The 17,147-nt window shown below is 52.9% G+C and carries 14 protein-coding genes; 8 read left to right on the top strand and 6 right to left on the bottom strand.

Annotation, left to right across the window (positions count from 1 at the left end; translation table 11 throughout):
* Positions 1-77: 77 nt before the first annotated feature.
* From BUB30_RS03990 to BUB30_RS03980, 3 genes are all read left to right on the top strand, one after another.
* Positions 78-461, top strand: a complete 384-nt coding sequence (locus BUB30_RS03990) for a hypothetical protein (protein ID WP_143164754.1) — start codon at positions 78-80, stop codon at positions 459-461.
* A 158-nt stretch (positions 462-619) separates the two neighbouring features.
* Complete coding sequence (locus tag BUB30_RS03985; protein ID WP_073134765.1) at positions 620-1,432, top strand: MbnP family protein; 813 nt, start codon at positions 620-622, stop codon at positions 1,430-1,432.
* A gap of 74 nt (positions 1,433-1,506) precedes the next feature.
* Positions 1,507-2,424, top strand: a complete 918-nt coding sequence (locus tag BUB30_RS03980; protein WP_073131262.1) for a hypothetical protein — start codon at positions 1,507-1,509, stop codon at positions 2,422-2,424.
* 50 nt (positions 2,425-2,474) lie between these two features.
* Here the strand turns inward: BUB30_RS03980 and BUB30_RS35050 are convergent, their stop codons facing one another.
* From BUB30_RS35050 to BUB30_RS03965, 3 genes are all read right to left on the bottom strand, one after another.
* The gene (locus BUB30_RS35050) at positions 2,475-2,957 is read right to left on the bottom strand and encodes a hypothetical protein (RefSeq protein WP_178377014.1); all 483 of its coding nucleotides are present in this window, start codon (positions 2,955-2,957) and stop codon (positions 2,475-2,477) included.
* 494 nt (positions 2,958-3,451) lie between these two features.
* Positions 3,452-5,956: an ABC transporter permease gene (locus tag BUB30_RS03970; protein WP_073131258.1), complete on the bottom strand. Its 2,505-nt coding sequence runs from the start codon at positions 5,954-5,956 to the stop codon at positions 3,452-3,454.
* 173 nt (positions 5,957-6,129) lie between these two features.
* Positions 6,130-7,416: a hypothetical protein gene (locus tag BUB30_RS03965; protein WP_073131256.1), complete on the bottom strand. Its 1,287-nt coding sequence runs from the start codon at positions 7,414-7,416 to the stop codon at positions 6,130-6,132.
* Between the two features lie 397 nt (positions 7,417-7,813).
* Here BUB30_RS03965 and BUB30_RS03960 point away from each other — a divergent pair, with 397 nt between their 5' ends.
* Positions 7,814-8,188: a VOC family protein gene (locus BUB30_RS03960; RefSeq protein WP_073131254.1), complete on the top strand. Its 375-nt coding sequence runs from the start codon at positions 7,814-7,816 to the stop codon at positions 8,186-8,188.
* Positions 8,189-8,219: 31 nt separating this feature from the next.
* Here BUB30_RS03960 and BUB30_RS03955 read toward each other — a convergent pair whose 3' ends face one another.
* Positions 8,220-8,921: a hypothetical protein gene (locus tag BUB30_RS03955; protein WP_073131252.1), complete on the bottom strand. Its 702-nt coding sequence runs from the start codon at positions 8,919-8,921 to the stop codon at positions 8,220-8,222.
* Between the two features lie 77 nt (positions 8,922-8,998).
* On the bottom strand, positions 8,999-10,987 hold the full coding sequence (locus BUB30_RS03950) for an amidohydrolase family protein (protein ID WP_073131250.1): 1,989 nt from the start codon (positions 10,985-10,987) through the stop codon (positions 8,999-9,001).
* Between the two features lie 69 nt (positions 10,988-11,056).
* Between BUB30_RS03950 and BUB30_RS03945 the strand changes: the two genes are divergently transcribed.
* From BUB30_RS03945 to BUB30_RS03930, 4 genes are all read left to right on the top strand, one after another.
* A complete protein-coding gene (locus BUB30_RS03945) occupies positions 11,057-11,872 on the top strand; it encodes a helix-turn-helix domain-containing protein (protein WP_178377013.1) in 816 nt (271 codons plus the stop codon).
* Positions 11,873-11,957: 85 nt separating this feature from the next.
* Positions 11,958-12,404, top strand: coding sequence for a VOC family protein (locus tag BUB30_RS03940; protein WP_073131246.1), 447 nt, complete (start codon positions 11,958-11,960; stop codon positions 12,402-12,404).
* Between the two features lie 185 nt (positions 12,405-12,589).
* A complete protein-coding gene (locus BUB30_RS03935; protein WP_073131244.1) occupies positions 12,590-13,180 on the top strand; it encodes a Crp/Fnr family transcriptional regulator in 591 nt (196 codons plus the stop codon).
* 81 nt (positions 13,181-13,261) lie between these two features.
* Positions 13,262-13,696 (top strand): carboxymuconolactone decarboxylase family protein, encoded by a 435-nt coding sequence (locus BUB30_RS03930; protein ID WP_073131242.1) that lies wholly within the window; start codon positions 13,262-13,264, stop codon positions 13,694-13,696.
* A gap of 626 nt (positions 13,697-14,322) precedes the next feature.
* Here the strand turns inward: BUB30_RS03930 and leuS are convergent.
* Positions 14,323-17,115 carry a leucine--tRNA ligase gene (gene leuS / locus BUB30_RS03925; protein ID WP_073131240.1) on the bottom strand — a complete coding sequence of 931 codons (2,793 nt, stop codon included), beginning with the start codon at positions 17,113-17,115 and terminating at the stop codon, positions 14,323-14,325.
* Between the last annotated feature and the right edge of the window lie 32 nt (positions 17,116-17,147).

The following is a 17,147-nucleotide window of genomic DNA, read 5'->3' as shown; positions in this document are numbered from 1 at the left end:
GGCGGGCAGGCAAGCAGAGATACAAAGAAATGCGCAAAGTTCTTTTTGGATCCGCTTTCGCGAACTAAATTGCCCCCATGTTGAGGCGGGCGATTTGTATGTTGATCCTGGGAAGCATGGTGTTGCACTGTGCCGGCCGGCTTGGGCTGCTCTCGCACCTGTATGAAAACCGTCACCGCATCGCTTACACGATCGGCCTGATCACCGAAGTGCCGATTGCCATGTGTAGCAGTGGGTATGACTTCGACGCAGGGCTCACGATCCTTGAAAACGACAGCGCTGAACAGCCTAGTCAACATCTGTTTGTTCAGGCCCAGGAGATCATTCTTTTCATGCCTCCGGCCACTACCCAGCCGTCATTCTCGGAGATACCTTTTACAATGAAGGCCGTCACACCCTATTCGGGCCAGCTCTACCATACTGCGAACGCAGATATTTTTCATCCGCCCTGCCGCGGGTAATCCCCTTTCTTATTTATCCCGCAACCGTCGTGGGAAAATTCTGAATGGCCGTGAACGCGAATGCTTTCACGCTACATCCCCTTTTAGTTTCTAAACAAACCGTATAGCGCTTCGCTCACGTGGCGGCATGCGCATACGAATTATATCATCCGTACACCATGAAGACAAATCATTTCATCTCTATACTCTGCCTCATTTCTCTTTTCGTAACCGCTTGCAACTCGGACGACCCGGCGCCGGGCAACGAAGAGAAAGGCACGTTGACCTTGCATTTCGACAACGTCGTTGGCGACGAGGATCTGACGTTGAACACCACTTCGTATACCAACGCGAGTGGCGAGACCTTCAAAGTAACCGCCCTACGTTATTTCATCAGCAACATCTCGCTGAAGACCGTTGCCGGGGACGTGTATACCCTTCCCCAGGATTCCAGCTATTTCCTCGTTGACGAAGCCGATGAAGAAAGCCAGGACCTCGTGCTGAAGAATATTCCCGCCGGCGACTACAACGCCGTCACGTTCACCCTGGGGGTCGACAGCTTAAAAAGCGTTGCCGACGCCAGCGCCCGGACGGGTGTCCTCGCACCCGAGGCTAACGACATGTATTGGTCCAAGAACCAAGGCTACATTTTCTTTGACCTGGAGGGTACGTCAGATGTGATATCCGGTGCCGACAAAACGTTTGCCTATCACATCGGCGGCTATGGTGGTCCCAGCGCGGCGGAAAAGACTTTCAATAACCTCAAGAAGTTCAGTCTCACGTTCGGTTCTTCTCAAGCAGAAGTGCGCACGACCATCGCCCCCGAGGCCCATTTTTATATCGACATCCAGAAGGTGTTCAACGGCAACACGAAGGTGAGCCTGGCGGAGCATCCCGACGTGATGTTCACGGACTATTCAAAAATCATTGCCGGTAACTATGCGTCGATGATTGCGTTCGGACACGTGCACAACGATCCGAAACAGAATTAAAATTAAAAAGATAACAGCGGACCGGTCACTCCCCCGGGACTGGTCCGCGCTTCATACTTTAAATAACGAGATCCATGAAAAAGAAAGGAATTCTCACCCTCGTCAGTGCGCTCTTTCTCTGCGGGGCCCAGGCCTGCTCGATCTGCGGCTGTGGTGCGGGAAATTATTATCTCGGCATTATGCCACAGTACAGCAAGAATTTCATCGGTGTGCGCTATCGTACCTACAGCTTCACCTCGCACATCGGCGAGGGCTATAATCCCTACGAGGCCACCCAAGAGACTTTTCGCAGCGCCGAGATCTGGATGCGCTTTTATGTGACGCCACGCCTGCAAATCATTTCCCTGGTCAACTATAACTTTAACCGCCAGCTCGATCATGGCGTGACCAAAGACCTCCAGGGGTTGGGCGACATTCCCATCATTGCCAACTACAACCTGGTCAACACCAACAACCGCCCGCATTCCGACGAGCGTGTGTTGAATCACAACCTCTTTGCCGGAGGGGGTGTGAAGTTGCCGACCGGCAAATATCAATTTCAGGACGACCCCACCGAAGTTGCCAACGCCAACTTCCAACTGGGCACGGGAAGCGTCGACTTCCTGTTGACAACGCTGTATACGCTTCGCTATAAGCGCCTCGGCCTGTCGGTGGATGCCACCTATAAAATGAACACCCGGAACACGAACGACTATCGCTTTGGCAATCGCATCAACGGCACCACGTCGCTCTTCTATGTGCAGCAAATCAAATCGCTTGGCCTCATGCCCAACGCAGGCGTGTATTTTGAGGACTCTGGGAAGAACCAGCAATATGGCTTGCCCATCGACATCACCGGGGGACACGCGTATTTTGCATCAGCGGGAGTGGAGACGTATTATAAGAAATTGTCCGTGGGATTTAACTACCAGTCGCCGTTCTCACAATTTCTTGCGGATGGCCATAGCAAGGCGCATGATAAGATGACGGTGCATGTGACGTTTTTGTTTTGATCGACTGCTATCCATCATTAGGGGGTTGTCCACGTGCAAAAGCATGGAGGTTATGTTCCGTGTTTAAACTGCACTCTTAAAAAGTAAAAGGTGTTTAGGGGCACTCCGTTGATTTCACCGGGGTGCCATTTTGAATAATTTTTTTTGATTTCTCTTTTTGCCAATTCGAAGAGCCTCTCTTTGTATACTTCATTTTCTTTTCGCGCCGGAATAAAGTCTGACAGGTGAAAGTTAGACACGTTTCCTTTTTTGTCAATCACAAAGCGTATGTCTATGAAAGGATGGTAAAGAGCGAACGACGGCTTGCCATCTTGGCTCTTCCATTCCTCCCGATTGTCTTGCACTGGCAATGCAATGGAAAGATAGATGCCCTCAGCGGTGTCTACTTCTTTGCCGATGCAGGTGGGCTCCTTGTCGCAATCCCACGATATGATCGTATCGTTCGCCGCGTTAATCAAAAATAGGCTGTCGGCTTTATGATGCAGTCCTATCTTGAAATCTCGTCCATACTTTTCGCGTAACAGAAAGTCCATATAATCCTTGTAACATCCATCCGTTTGGCCTTCTATGTATATGCAACTCGCTAGTTCCAGTTGATAGGTAAGTCCCTGCTTTCTACATAGCGCCGCGAGTTCCTTCTCATATCGCAAGCGAGGGCTACCCATTCCGAAATCGATCACAAAATCGATGGTATCCCTTGCACGGATTTGGGCCCTTTTAACGGCATTGCGGCAAGTCGTATCACCTGCGCGAGTGTTTAGGAGATAGTTTAGGCGTGTCTGTAACAGGAATGTATCTTCCTGGATGTATTGCTCTCGCAGCGTAGGGAGCTGGTTCAGCGGTTTTATAGAAATCTGCCCAAAGGATTTTACGCAACAGACTATCGAAATAATTAAAATGCATCCCTTCATGAGCATTCATTGCATAATGGCTATTGTCGCTTAAAGGAGGGCGGGCCCGTCATCCGATTGCTAAGTTTTCAAACGCAACCGATGATCATAAATTGTGCAAAATTGTTTTGCCCTGATTATTCATGCCGCAACGCTTTCACCGGATTCTCCAAGGCGGCCTTCAAGCTGATCACCCCAATGGTGAGCAACGTCAGACCGACCAGCAACGCGACGGGTAGCACAAACATCATCCAACTCATAGGAATGCGGAAAGAAAAAGTTTCCAGCCAGGCATGGCCGGCAAAGTAGATCACCGGCGCGGCGAGACACCAGGAGAGCAAAAGGACTTTTAGAAAATCCTGTGCAAACAAGCCGAGGATTCTCGTCGCCGATGCGCCCAATACTTTGCGGATGCCCATCTCTTTTGTGCGCTGGGCTACGGAGAAGACGGAGAGGCCCAGCAAGCCCAGGCAGGTCACTACAATGGCCAGGGCGGTGAACACGCTGAAGATGTTTTCAAATTGGCGGTCGGCGTGGTATTGGCGGTCGAAGAAGTCGTTCAGGAAGAAATAGCTGAAGGGATGGTCGGGGAACGCTTTCGCATATTGCTCGCGGATGGCTTCCACCGCGGCGGGCATGTCGGTCGATTGGAGGTTGATCGAAAAATATTTCCAGGCCGACCATTGCGGGCGCATGTATAATATCGCGGAGTAGTCTTCCTTCAACGACACCTGGTGATGGTTGGCCGTGACGCCAATGATCTCGGCGTAGCGCTCGTCCGGTCCCCAGCCGAAAACAATTTTCTCGTGGAGAGCGTCTTTCAAATTCTGCAATCCCATGCGACGCACGAATTCTTCGTTCACTACAGCGCGTATGGCTTCGTGTTTGTCCTGCCGGCGGAAGGTCATCCGTTCGTCGTCGGTGAACAGGCGTCCTTCCAGGAGTTTAATGTTGTAGGTGGAGAAGAATGTCGTGTCGATGCTCATGATGGACGATCCGAAATAGTCCTGGTCGGGAGCATTCATACGCTTCATTCCCGAAAATTCGGTGATGCGTTGGCCGGGCACGTCGGCGGAGGCTGTCAGGTTGTGAACGCCGGAGAGTTGGGCGACGCCATTTTTAAAGAACGCGACCCGGTCATCGGCGGTGGAGTCGTATACGGCCGGAGCTTCCACCACCAGCAGTTGGTCTTTGGCATAGCCCGGGTCCTGCGACTGCATGTAGGACAGCTGGCGGGAGATGGTGAACGCGCCGGCGATGAGCAACACCGACAGCGTGTATTGAAAAGCGATCATCCCCTTGCGCAGCAATGTTCCGGAGGTGGACTTGATAAACTTTCCCTTCAACACTTGTACAGGCTGAAAGGAGGAGAGGACCAACGCCGGGTAAGCCCCCACCAGCACTACCCCTGCAAAGAACATGGCCGCAATGGCAAGCAGCTGGCGTCCACTGATCAGGCCGTCGCGAAACAAGACGTCGCCCATCGGTTTGTCGACCAGTTTTTCAAATAGCGGCCAACACAGCAATACCAATGCTGCGGCCAGGAGGAGGGCGAGCAGATTGACCAGCAACGCATCCATAAAAAATTGCCACATCAACTGCATCCGGTGTGCCCCCACCACTTTTCGTAAACCCACTTCTTTGGCGCGCTCCAATGCCTTGGCCGTTGAAAGATTGATGTAGTTGATCCACGCCACCACCAGGATGAAGACGGCAAGGATGGAGAGAAAGTACACCACGCGTTGGCTGCCATTGGTTGATTGCTCATTGTCGAGCTGTGAATCGAGGTGGATGTCGGCGATGGGCTGAAGCGAGAACAGCATGCGTCTGTCGCCGGTATTGAAGTCGTTGCCGAGGTACTTTTTCTGGAGTGCCGGAAACTTGGCTTCCAGTGCTTGCGGGTTGGCGCCGGGCGTCAGCAGGATATAGTTGTAGAAGGCGGACCACCCCCACAACGTGTAGCCGTTGCCAAAACTTTTCATGAGGGTGGGGAAGGAGATGAGGATGTCGAACTGCAGGTGCGAGTTTTCGGGAATGTCTTTTAACACACCACTCACTTTGAGAACCATCTCCCGGTTCAACCTCAACTCCTTTCCTAAGGGCGGCTCGGTGCCAAAATATTTTTGTGCCATCTTTTCGGTGATGACTACCGTGTTGGGTTCGGTAAGGGCGTTGGTGGCTGTTCCCGCTTGCAGGGGAAAGGAGAACATGGTGAGAAGCGGCGCGTCGGCAAAATAAACACGCTCCTCATTGAAGGCCACGAGTTCGCCGTTGGTAGCGACACGGGAAAATTCCAGGGAATTTGCAAAATAGGAGGTGAGCGACGACGTGAACAAGGAAGTCTTCACCATCCGGGCAAAGTCAGCCACTTCCGGGAACTCGGCCTTCAACGCCGGTCCCAGGGCGGGAGCTGCCGTCGCCGAACCGCCAACACGACTGGTGCCGTTGTAGAACTGTATCGGTACCCGGTACAGCTGTCCACGTTTCTCATGGAAAGAATCATAGCTTTCTTCGAATTGCACATACTGGTAAATGAGAAAGCACGCCGCCAATCCCACGGCCAGCCCGAAAATATTGATGAGCGAAAAAATCTTGTTACGCAACAGGTTGCGCAGGGCGACGAGGAAGTAGTTTTTTAGCATAAACGGTTTACTTTACCATGACGGGATTTCGAAGCGATGAAGATAAGCAAATATGGCGTCCATAAAAAAGAGCCAGGAATCAGAAAATTGACTGACTCCTGGCTCGTGCCTTTTGACAAACATTGGCTATCTCATTTCCTGGCCCTGCGTTTTAAATGCAGGGAGGCGAGGGATCAATTCAGCCGTGTTAGGACGACGGCTTTCTTATCGAGTTCCTCATCCACAAGGGTAAGCCCGCCACCATTCCTGATCTCGGCAAAGATTCTCTTTCCATCCGAAAAACGGAGCCCAGAGAATTGGAGATTGTCGTTTTCATCCACGCTCAGGGCATACACTTCGTACTCGCCGCTGGTGAGCAGCTTGGTGTAGCTGTGGGTATTGATGTCCACTTTGTAGAGGTCTGTACCGGTGCCGATATAGTAGTAGTGCGACGAGTGGGCAAAGACGCTGCCTTCTTTCAGGTGAGGCAAGTCGATGGCCTGCACCGTGTTGGTGTCCTCAAAAAACTCCCAGCTCATGCCGCCGTGGTCTGCGTCATAAAATGTCTCCAGGAAGAGGATGGAGTTTGGTTTCTGAATGCGGTAAGCTCCTTGCGACGAGGTCGAAAACATGAGTTTCACCATGCCCGCGGCGGGATTGTTGTCGTCCGACCATACGTTTTCAACGGTCACTTCACTGTTCGCGATCGTGGCCTTATAGATCGCTGCGGCCCCGGCCTCGGATGTGCCATTGATATAAAAGTGACCATTGTTGCCCAGCCAGAAGTCGCGATAAGTCCTTCCATCCACCGTGGCATCGAAAATGCCCCCGCCAACTTTTTTTATCCTCAAAAATTTATTTATACCCGTACCGTCATTGTCATAATTGTAAAGAAGGTTGCCGGCCTTATCGATGTCAGAGAACCACGCGGTCTGACCGGAGGGCAGATAGTCGGTACGTTTGATGTTTTGGGGATCGGTGATGTCGAGTTTTTTGATTTGGTCATACATCGGGTAATAAAGGTTGCCATCGCCGTCGGCCTTGACAAAGTTCTCACCCAGTTTCCAATTCTCCATATTCAGATCATAGTCCGTGAAATCAAAAACGGCGCCATCCGATTTCCTCACAAGCAGCGAAAAATAGTTTTTGTCATTGATCACGAATTTCCCCAGCATCACCAGGTAGTCGGTGTTGAGATGGATGATCTTATCCACATCGATAGAGCCCTCGCCTTCGCTGTAGTGTACTTCCTGCAGGTCGCCGCTGGTGTCGATCTTGTAGAGGGCGTTGAATTGTTGGTCCTGGGTGCCTTTTATGCGACCCCCGGTGAGACCGTTGGTGCTGCCGTCGATCAACACGAGCGTCTGGGCGTCGGCGATATCCAGGGCCGCGCCACCGGCTCCGGTTCCTTCATCTTTACTACAGGAGAATACCAGGCTGGTCAGGAAAAGGACGGGAAATGCATGTTTCAATTTTATCATAGAGATGTTTCTGAAGGGTAACTTGGGTTTTGATCTCGGAGGGATCGGTTTTTACAGGTTTAGGATGGTTTATAATTCGAGGTAAAACTCGCAGAATGGAGCTAACGAACCCGGAAAGAGTAGGAGCGGTGCCTACAGACGTAAGGTTGTAAACCATTTTTGATTTTTATGGCCCCGGTGGACAGTGGAGACGACCGGGGAGAGGCCTGCTGGCCATGTCTTGTGCGCTATGACAGACCCACCCCCCAAGCCCGACGACCTGCCTCTTTGATGGGACCGCAACAAGCCAACTGTCCAGCAGTGTCATCAAAGTCTGGAGTGGACCATGTGGATCCGTGTGTACCACATCCCATCGATCCTGCTTGCGGTCAAAGTACGAAAATCCGTATCTTCATCTATGCAATCCAAAGAACCCACCTTAGGCAACGGCAAGATCTGCTACCTCCAAATTCCGGCCGCAGACATCAAAAAATCGGCCGACTTTTACAAAGCCGCTTTCGGCTGGAACATCCGCCACCGCACCGACGGCGTCACGGCCTTCGACGATGGCGTCGGCGAGGTGAGTGGTGCCTGGGTACTGAACCGGCCGCCATCAACCACCGTAGGTGTGCTCACCTACATCATGGTAGACGACATTCATGCCACCATTGAACTCATCCTGGCCAACGGTGGGGCCATCGTGCAACCCATTGGAGGCGACGCACCGGAGGTCACGGCACGCTTCAGCGATCCCTATGGGAATGTGTTCGGAGTGTATCAGCAAGGAGAATAAGTTTCGCCAAGGAAGATTTCATTGAGCCTGCTCAATATCCCAGTGCGGCAGGATGTTTCTCGTTATATTTTTTTAGAAAGACATAGAATTTGATGCTCCTTTTCCCCCGGTAAGCATTAAACTCTTTCAGTAGCGCCGGATCGTCCGCGATCATTTGTTCGAGTTGGGATAGCGTGGCGTTGTGGAACGAACCGTCTTTGGTGTTCAGAATAAATTTCGCAGCACTTTGCCGGACGTCGTTGGCGCGCACCATGACTCGGTTCCCTGTCAACGCCGAAGAAGAGTGAGTCTTCAGGTAGTATACCAGGCACAGCGTCCCCATGATATTGATCTGCGCAAAGGGATTTTCACTCACATCCGCCCCGACAAGAACGTTCGTTGGGAATTTGCTCCGGTTTATGAAAATGCCACGACCGTCGGAGTACCCCCAAACGTCGTCCGGACGGAGATGAAGCATAGAGTCGCTCAAGGCCACATCGATGGCATTCGCTCTAAACAATTGAATGTAAAAATCACGCTGTCGGGGTATATCCGTGATGATATCTTCCGGTAAAATCGGATCGTTTTCAATGAAGTTGTAAAAGTTGAGGTATAGCCCCGGCGTGAAAACAGGTCTTGTGTCGGTTTCTTCGATGTCGATTTCTTCAGTGTCTGTTTCTTCTATGTCGGAATATTGCCCCTTGGCGATAAACGATAGGGTAACCAACAGGACAACGATTAACGGATAACGCATAGATTTTGATTTACCCAAAGATAAAGGATATCCCATGTCGACCAAACGGCGTCCAGGCCGTCGTAGTCATCATAGGCTTACTTAAAATACCGTATAGAAACAGCGTTAAGCAGATCCTTAGTTTGATAGATCTCTTGCCCTTTGATCACCGTTTCAACTTTGCGGACATCGCTGATGTTGGTCAGCGGGTTGCCGTCGATCACAATGATGTCGGCGGCTTTGCCGGGTTCAAGGGTTCCGTAGTTTTTTTCTTTGCCGGCCACCATGGCCGATTGCAGGGTGGCGATCTTTAACACCGCGGCGTTGGGGATGCCCGCGCGAACATAGTTTTCAAGTTCCTTGTGCAATACAAATCCCGGCGTATCGTCCGTACCCGGTACGATAACCACCCCGTTGTCGTGGAGCACTTTCACCATCCTGAGCATGTTTTGAAAAGACCTGGCATAGGTGTCCTCCATGCCCGCAGGCACTTCGAGCGCTCCACCGGATTTATACTCGCGTTGCAAGTCCAGCGGCAGGCGATCGACAACCGCCGCCATGGTCGGCACGGGCTTTCCTTTGGTCGGGATGAACATCGTTTCAAAAAAACTGATGGTGGGATCGATAACCGTTTTCCTGGCCACCAGTTGTTTGATAAAAGCTTGCACCGGCGCGCTGGTCAGGTCGAGTGACGCGGCGTTTTGTGCCACCGCATGAAAGCGCACGGGGGTGCGCGTGTCCAGGTCTTTGCCCAGGAAGTTGAGGAACACCATGTTCATGTGCTGGATCTCGTCATAGCCCGCGTCGATGGCTTCGCTGGCCAGCATGTGGGCGGGAATGTGGCCGCTCACGCGCAGGCCATTCCGGTGCGCTTCCGCAGCAATGGGCTTCACCCATTCGGGTTTCAGGGAGCTGTAGAGCTTGATCTGCGTGTAGCCCATCGTCTTGTATTTCTTGACGGCAGCGATCCCTTCCTCCACGCTGTTGATCCGCGCGCCCGTGGGCCCGGCATAGGGTCCGGCACCGTCAATGAAGCCGCATAGGGCTTGTATGCGGGGGCCAAGGACCAGCCCCTCGTCAATTTGTTTCTTCTCGTCCAGCAAGCTCTCGCTGTTGCCCATGTCGCGCACGTTGGTGATACCATTGCCGAGGTGCAGCAGCCCGTCGGTACCCTGACTGTAGTGCACATGCATGTCCCAGAGGCCGGGCATCACAAATTTCCCCTGGACGTCCACCACTTGAAAACCTTGGGGCACCGTCACACTCATGCCGGGACCCACCTGGGTGATGGTGCCGTTCTCGATCAGGATGGTTGAATTAGGTTGGGCGGTACCGCTTTTGGGGTTAAACAAAGTAGCATGGGTAACGGCCAGGCCACCCGAGACTTTCCTGGCGAGCTTTGTTTTCAGGTCTTTGTAATAATTTTGTTCAACGCCTTTCTGCACGACGAGCAGTTCTTCATTAAGGCCTTCATCGCCCTTGGGAACGATGGCAAACCAATCGCTGGGAAGGGCAAAAAAATTGCGCTGGCTGTCGAGCCAGACATACTGCGGCGTGAGGCCGGTTCCCGACAGTGATACAAGGCTCATCTTCCGGCCATCTTTCAATGTATGTTCCTGCAGTGCAGTCAATTTCTCGCGGCCCGCGGGTAGTAAGTTCACGCTGTGATCGGGGGTCTGAAAAAAGTAGGCATAAGAAACGCCGCCGCGCATCTTCAAGGGGATATACACTATGTCGCCCTGTATTTTTCGCTGTTCTTTTTCCACGGGGTTTTCCCAGGCGGCTATACCGTTTTGAATGTTGAAGGTTTCGAAGATGGGTTTCTTGAAGTAGTCCACACCTTTGGCATCCATCCAGGTCATGTAGCCCCGGTCGTTCAGGCGATAGTGGATCACTGTGCTGTCGCCCCGGCCGCGGTCGTTGAATTGGAACCATTCGGTGAAGGAGCCGTCGGCATTTTTGAGATGTTTGAAATGACCGGATTTTTGTCCACCCATCAAGATGGTCCATTGCAAAGTGTCGGATTGGGCGTGCGCGTGGCAAACCAAAGAGAGGCTGAACACCACGAACAGGGTTACACATTTCATAAGCGCTGGGGTTTATACGAAAGATAAAAAGAAAGATCCAACCTCATCCTAACGGATTCTTGTGATGGGGTGGCAACTCAAACCGAATTTGTATCTTCGCTCATGCTCTACAGGGAAACATTGCCTCCACCCGCGCTTTCGGACCTGGTCCGTTATTTCTGGAGCATAGAATCCGACGATGTCCCCACGGCTCCCGTCACCTACAGGCTCTTTGCGGAAAGCGCTCCCGGCCTGGTGTTCTTTTATCACTACAATGCCGGCCTGGTGAGTGGCATCACCCACCACCACCGCGACTTCGCCATGCCCGGCAAGCTGGGCATGATGGGCGCGTTCTTATATCCCTACGCCCTCCCGTTCCTCTTCCACGAATCGCCCCAGGCCCTGACCAACACCACGGTAGCGATCGCGGACTTCCTGGGAAGCGACGGAATATCGCTAAAGGACGAGATCGCGAATGCCGCGCACCACGATGCCCGCATCGCCGCCTTGTCGCGGTACTTGCTGCGAAAACTGAAATCACGCCAACGAGAAGCCAACGGATTATTTCAATGCGTTCAGCACATCGTCCGCTACAAGGGCGCCACAGCCATCGACGCCCTGGTGAGCGACCTTGGCATTTCCGGGCGCCACTTCGATCGCAAATTCATCAGCGCCGTTGGCACGTCACCCAAAGCGTTCTCAAGACTCATCCGGTTTCACTCCTGCCTGTCGCTCCGAAAAGGTAAAGACTTCGACAACCTCACCGCGTTGGCATTGGAGGCAGGGTACTACGACCAGTCGCACTTCATCCGCGACTTCAAAGCATTCTCCGGTCTCAGTCCAAAGCAATATTTCAACCTCAACGATCGTCACGCCGCCGACAACTTTATAAAGCTGAGCGCCTGACCACTGTCTTCAGCATGTCCGGTTTGTACAATTTTCCCGCCGGTCCCCCTGTTTACTTTGCTTCCATACTAAATCACAAATCACTATGGAAAAGAAAAGAGAAACCCCCGCGCCCGCAGGCTATAGCAACGTGTGCCTTTACCTGATGGTGGAAAGCGTCGAGTCGGAAGTGCAGTTTCTGCAAGCCGTCTTCGGGGCCCGCGTCAAAGAAGAATTGAAACAAGAGAATGGTTTCGTCCAGCACGGCGAAGTGAGCCTCGGCGAAACCGTCATCATGATGGGCCGCGCCCGTCCCGAATGGCCCGCTACCCCGGGAGCCAACTACGTCTTCGTACACGAGGTAGACGCCGTCTTCCAAAGGGCCCTCGCCGCCGGAGCCACCCCCCTGATGGAACCCGCCGACCGTTTCTATGGCTACCGCGAAGGCGGCATAAAAGATCCACAGGGAAACACGTGGTGGCTCGCCCAAGTGCTTGAAGAATTGTCGGTGGAGGAGATGCAGGCGCGCATGTTGAAATCCACAAAAAAGTAGGCCGACCAAAAAACCGGGCCGAAGGCCCTCCTTCGCTGAAGCTTCGGCGGGCTAGCGCAAAGCAAACTTTGCGTTAACTTTGCTGCTCGCCCGCCGAAACCTCAGCGAAGGAGGGCACTTTGTGCCTTTCTTCGCTCGTCGAAGCCTTCGCGACGGTGAGGCGGTTAAAACCTCAAATACAAATCATGGAGCACACCCCTCAACTGAACTCCCTCATCCAACACATCCGAAAATTCGTCCCCCTAACCGACGCAGACACCAAAACCGTCTCCACCTTCATCCAACCCAAAACCATCCCCAACAAAACCATACTGTCCCGCGCCGGCGAAATCTGTCACGAAAAATACTTCGTTGCCAAAGGCTGCCTCCGCCTCTTCATCCACACCGACGAAGGCAATGAACAAATCATCCAATTCGCCATCGACAACTGGTGGATGACCGACTACATGAGCTTCGAACTGCAAAGGCCCTCTACCTTCACCATCCAGGCCGTAGAACCCTCACAACTCCTGGTCATCACCAAAACAGACCTGGAAGAACTGCTGGCAAAAGTGCCAACTTTAGAACGCTATTTCCGCCTCATCGCCGAGCGCGCCTATTCCGCATCGCTCACCCGGATTCATTTTATCTACAACCAGTCAGGGGAGGAGCGCTATGGACAATTCTGCCGCCTATTCCCTGAATTTGTTCAACGCGTCCCGCAATACATGCTTGCGTCTTATCTGGGCTTCACCCCCGAATTCCTCAGCAAGATCAGAGCAAAACGGAAGGAGTGAATCGTTCTTGAACTAGATTAAGTTATTTCTCCTACCCGCCGCCGTTACTTTGTGTCAACAAAAAACAACAAAGTCACGCTTATGGAACCTAGAAAAAAATTCCAGGATGTCGATCCCGATGCGCTCAAAGCTATGCTCGCCCTGGAAAAGTACCTCAGCACCACGCAGTTATCAGTGCGTCACAAGGATCTCATCAAGATCCGCACATCCCAGCTCAACGGCTGTTCGTATTGCATCGACAAACACACCGAGGAAGCCCGCGCCAACGGCGAAACCGAACGACGCCTCTATAACATCACCTCCTGGAATGAAACCCCTTTCTTCACCGAAGACGAACAAGCCATCCTCGCCCTCACCGAACAAGTAACGTTCATCACGAACCGCGTATCGGATGAAGTCTACAACCGCGCGGTGAAATTGCTGGGAGAAAAATATGTGACGCAAGCCATGATGGCGATCGTCACGATGAATGCTTGGAATAGGATTGGGGTGACGACCAATTTGTGGCCGAGTTGAGGAAGGCAGTGGGGGTGGGGCGCATTGGGGTGCTGGTTCGTTTATGTGATGGGTCAAAAAAACTTGTTGGTGGGACACCAACAAGTTGGGTGTGGGGAAAATTAATGATGTGGAGCATCATTTTGTAGCCGGTAGCCCTGATGCTGTGCGTCATAGCAAGGTGAGCGGGTCACCGGAGGTGAGGAATGCATGGTGTGGGGCGCGTTGTGGTGCTGGTTCGTTTGTGTGTTGGGTCAAAAAAACTTGTTGGTGGGGACACCAACAAGTTGGGTGTGGGGAAACTTTAATGATGTGGAGCATCATTTGGGGCCAGTAGCCCTGATGCTGTGCGTCATAGCAAGGTGAGGTTGTTGCGACTTTGTGTGAAAGGGGGATGACGGAGGACAAGGAATTCGCGAGGTTGATGCTCATCACCACAAGTTTGGACTCACCGCTCGAAATGAGGGGTGCATCATGAAGTCCCAAAACGCCCACTTGTTGGTGTCCCACCAACAAGTTTTTTTAACCCGCCACACAAAAGAAATGAGCACCCCAACGCGCCAACGCGCCAAGGGTGCTCATCACATTCCAGTTTCACCATCACAAAAATGAACCCCAACACACCATCCAAACTCCTGGCTCCTGATTTATATCACTACATTCACAATCCTCCCCGGCACCACAATCACTTTCTTCGGTGCCTTCCCTTCGGTCCATTTCTGCACCACCTCCGAAGCGATCACCAGCTTCTCGATATCATCCTTCGGCATATCCAGTGCAAAGTTCATCTTCACGCGCACTTTGCCATTGATGGAGATCGGGTACTCAAAAGAGCTCTCCGTTAAATATTCTTCGTTGTATTGCGGGAAACTTGCATAAAGGATCGATTCTTTGTGTCCCAGCTTTTCCCACAATTCATCCGCAATGTGCGGGGCGAAGGGGGCCAGGGTGATCAGCAGGGGTTCGAGGATCGCGCGTTTGTTGCTCTTCATGCTGCTTAGTTCGTTGCTGCAGATCATGAACTCGCTCACGGAGGTGTTGAACGAGAAATGCTCGATATCATAGGCAATCTTCTTCAAGGTCTTATGCAAGACTTTCAACTCCTCGCGCGATGGCTCTGCATCACTCACGTTGATGTTGCCCTGGTTGTCGTGGAACAGGTTCCAGAAGCGGCGCAGGAATTTGAACACGCCGTCGATGCCATTGGTGTTCCAGGGCTTGGACAGTTCCAGGGGGCCGAGGAACATTTCGTACATACGCAGCGTGTCGGCGCCATAGCTTTCCACCATGTCGTCGGGGTTCACCACGTTGTAGTAGCGCTTCGACATCTTGTCGACTTCCGACCCGCAGATGTATTTGCCATCTTCCAGGATCAGCTCGATGTTTTTCAGGTCGTCTCTCCAGTTTCGGAATTTTTCCACATCCAGCACATCGCCATCCACGAAGGTGATGTCCACGTGCAAGGGGGTTACTTCGTATTGTTTTCTCAGGTTATACGACACAAACTTATTCGTGCCATTGATCCGGTAGGCCAGTTTGGAAATACCTTGAATATGACCTTGGTTGATCAGCTTCTTAAACGGCTCCTCCGGCGACACATAGCCCAGGTCTTTCATCACCTTGCACCAGAAGCGTGAGTACAACAGGTGGCCGGTAGCGTGTTCCGAGCCGCCGATATACAGGTCGACGTCTTTCCAATAATTGAGCGCTTCCTTGCTGGCGAAGACCTTGTCGTTCTTCGGGTCCATGTAGCGGAACCAGTACCAGCTCGACCCAGCCCAGCCGGGCATGGTGGTCAGTTCGTAGGGATGGCCTTTGTAGTTCCAGCCTTTGGCGCGGCCCAGGGGAGGCTCGCCGGTTTCGGTGGGCTTGTAGGCGTCGATCTCCGGCAGGGTCACGGGCAGATCTTTTTCGTCCACCAGTTTGGGGATGCCTTTGTCGAAATACACGGGGAAGGGCTCCCCCCAATAACGCTGACGGCCAAAGATGGCGTCGCGCATGCGGTAGTTCACTTTGCGTGTACCGATGCCCAAGGTCTCCACATGTTGCAGCGCCTTTTCAATGGCGTCCTGCCACGGCAAGCCGTTCAGCGAGCCGGAATTTATCATCTTGCCCGACTTGGGTTCGAAGTTGTCTTTGGTGATATCGCTCGTAGGGCCTTCCAGCACGTCGACGACGGGAAGGTTGAAGTGTTTTGCAAACGCATAGTCGCGTGTGTCGCTGCTGGGCACGGCCATCACGGCGCCGGTGCCATAACCGGCCAGCACGTAGTCGGCGATCCACACGGGCACCTTCTCGTGGTTGAACGGGTTGATGACATACGCTCCGGTGAACGCGCCGCTGATGCGTTTCACTTCGCTCATGCGCTCGCGCTCGCTTCGGTTCTTGGCCACCTCCACATAGTGGGTCACTTCTTCGCGCTGGGCGGGGGTGGTGATCTTGTCCACCAATTCGTGTTCGGGGGCAATGACCATGAAGGTCACACCATAGATCGTGTCGATGCGCGTGGTGAACACGCGGATGGAATCGTCGCCGGAGGCCAGCTTGAAATCCAGTTCACAACCCACCGACTTGCCGATCCAGTTGCGTTGCATTTCCTTGATCGGCTCGGGCCAATCGATCGTGTCCAGGCCGGTCAGCAACCTTTCGGCGTAGGCCGAAATGCGCATGTTCCACTGCAGCATCTTGATGCGTTCCACCGGGTAGCCGCCGCGTTCGCTCACGCCGTCTTTCACTTCGTCGTTCGACAACACGGTGCCCAGGGCAGCGCACCAGTTCACCATGGTTTCGGCCAGGTAGGCGATGCGGTATTTTTGGAGGAAGTTCTCCTTTTCAATTTCGTTGAACGCCGTCCATTGCGCGGCGGTGATCGTTGGCGTTTCATCATCGCAGACGGCGACAATGTTCTTGTTGCCGTGCTTCTCCAGTTCAGCCACGAGCTCCGTCATGGGACGGGCCTTGCCCACCTTGTTGTTCGCGGTCCGGTCATACCAGGCGTTGAACAACTGCATGAAGATCCACTGTGTCCATTTGTAGTAGGAGGGGTCGCTGGTCACCACTTTGCGGTCCCAGTCAAAGGCGAAGCCGATCTTGCTGAGCTGCGCCACGTAGGTGGCCATATTCTTTTCCGTGGTCACCCGCGGATGCTGGCCGGTCTGGATGGCATATTGCTCGGCGGGAAGCCCGAAGGCGTCGAAGCCCATGGGGTGGAGCACGTTAAAGCCCTTCAGGCGTTTGTAGCGCGTCACGATATCGGAGGCGATGTAGCCCAGCGGGTGCCCCACGTGCAGCCCCGCCCCGGAGGGATAGGGAAACATGTCCAGCACGTAGTATTTTGGCTTATCTGAGTGATTATCAGTTTTGTAGACGCCATTTTGCTGCCACTTCATCCGCCACTTTTCCTCTATGCGCTTGATCTCGTCTTTGCTGTATTCGGCCATCAGGTTATCGTTAAAGGCCCAAAAATAAGGAT

This window comes from Chryseolinea serpens (genome assembly GCF_900129725.1).
Taxonomy (GTDB): domain Bacteria; phylum Bacteroidota; class Bacteroidia; order Cytophagales; family Cyclobacteriaceae; genus Chryseolinea; species Chryseolinea serpens.
This window is presented reverse-complemented; position numbering and strand designations above follow the sequence as displayed.

What these genes read in the sequence shown, in the direction of transcription:
- BUB30_RS03950 (WP_073131250.1), bottom strand. Translation starts at nt 10,987, where the DNA reads ATGAAATGTGTAACCCTGTTCGTGGTGTTCAGCCTCTCTTTGGTTTGC.
- BUB30_RS03955 (WP_073131252.1), bottom strand. Translation starts at nt 8,921, where the DNA reads ATGCGTTATCCGTTAATCGTTGTCCTGTTGGTTACCCTATCGTTTATC.
- BUB30_RS03980 (WP_073131262.1), top strand. Translation starts at nt 1,507, where the DNA reads ATGAAAAAGAAAGGAATTCTCACCCTCGTCAGTGCGCTCTTTCTCTGC.
- leuS (WP_073131240.1), bottom strand. Translation starts at nt 17,115, where the DNA reads ATGGCCGAATACAGCAAAGACGAGATCAAGCGCATAGAGGAAAAGTGG.
- BUB30_RS03965 (WP_073131256.1), bottom strand. Translation starts at nt 7,416, where the DNA reads ATGATAAAATTGAAACATGCATTTCCCGTCCTTTTCCTGACCAGCCTG.
- BUB30_RS35050 (WP_178377014.1), bottom strand. Translation starts at nt 2,957, where the DNA reads ATGGACTTTCTGTTACGCGAAAAGTATGGACGAGATTTCAAGATAGGA.
- BUB30_RS03940 (WP_073131246.1), top strand. Translation starts at nt 11,958, where the DNA reads ATGGAAAAGAAAAGAGAAACCCCCGCGCCCGCAGGCTATAGCAACGTG.
- BUB30_RS03985 (WP_073134765.1), top strand. Translation starts at nt 620, where the DNA reads ATGAAGACAAATCATTTCATCTCTATACTCTGCCTCATTTCTCTTTTC.
- BUB30_RS03970 (WP_073131258.1), bottom strand. Translation starts at nt 5,956, where the DNA reads ATGCTAAAAAACTACTTCCTCGTCGCCCTGCGCAACCTGTTGCGTAAC.
- BUB30_RS03935 (WP_073131244.1), top strand. Translation starts at nt 12,590, where the DNA reads ATGGAGCACACCCCTCAACTGAACTCCCTCATCCAACACATCCGAAAA.
- BUB30_RS03930 (WP_073131242.1), top strand. Translation starts at nt 13,262, where the DNA reads ATGGAACCTAGAAAAAAATTCCAGGATGTCGATCCCGATGCGCTCAAA.
- BUB30_RS03960 (WP_073131254.1), top strand. Translation starts at nt 7,814, where the DNA reads ATGCAATCCAAAGAACCCACCTTAGGCAACGGCAAGATCTGCTACCTC.
- BUB30_RS03990 (WP_143164754.1), top strand. Translation starts at nt 78, where the DNA reads ATGTTGAGGCGGGCGATTTGTATGTTGATCCTGGGAAGCATGGTGTTG.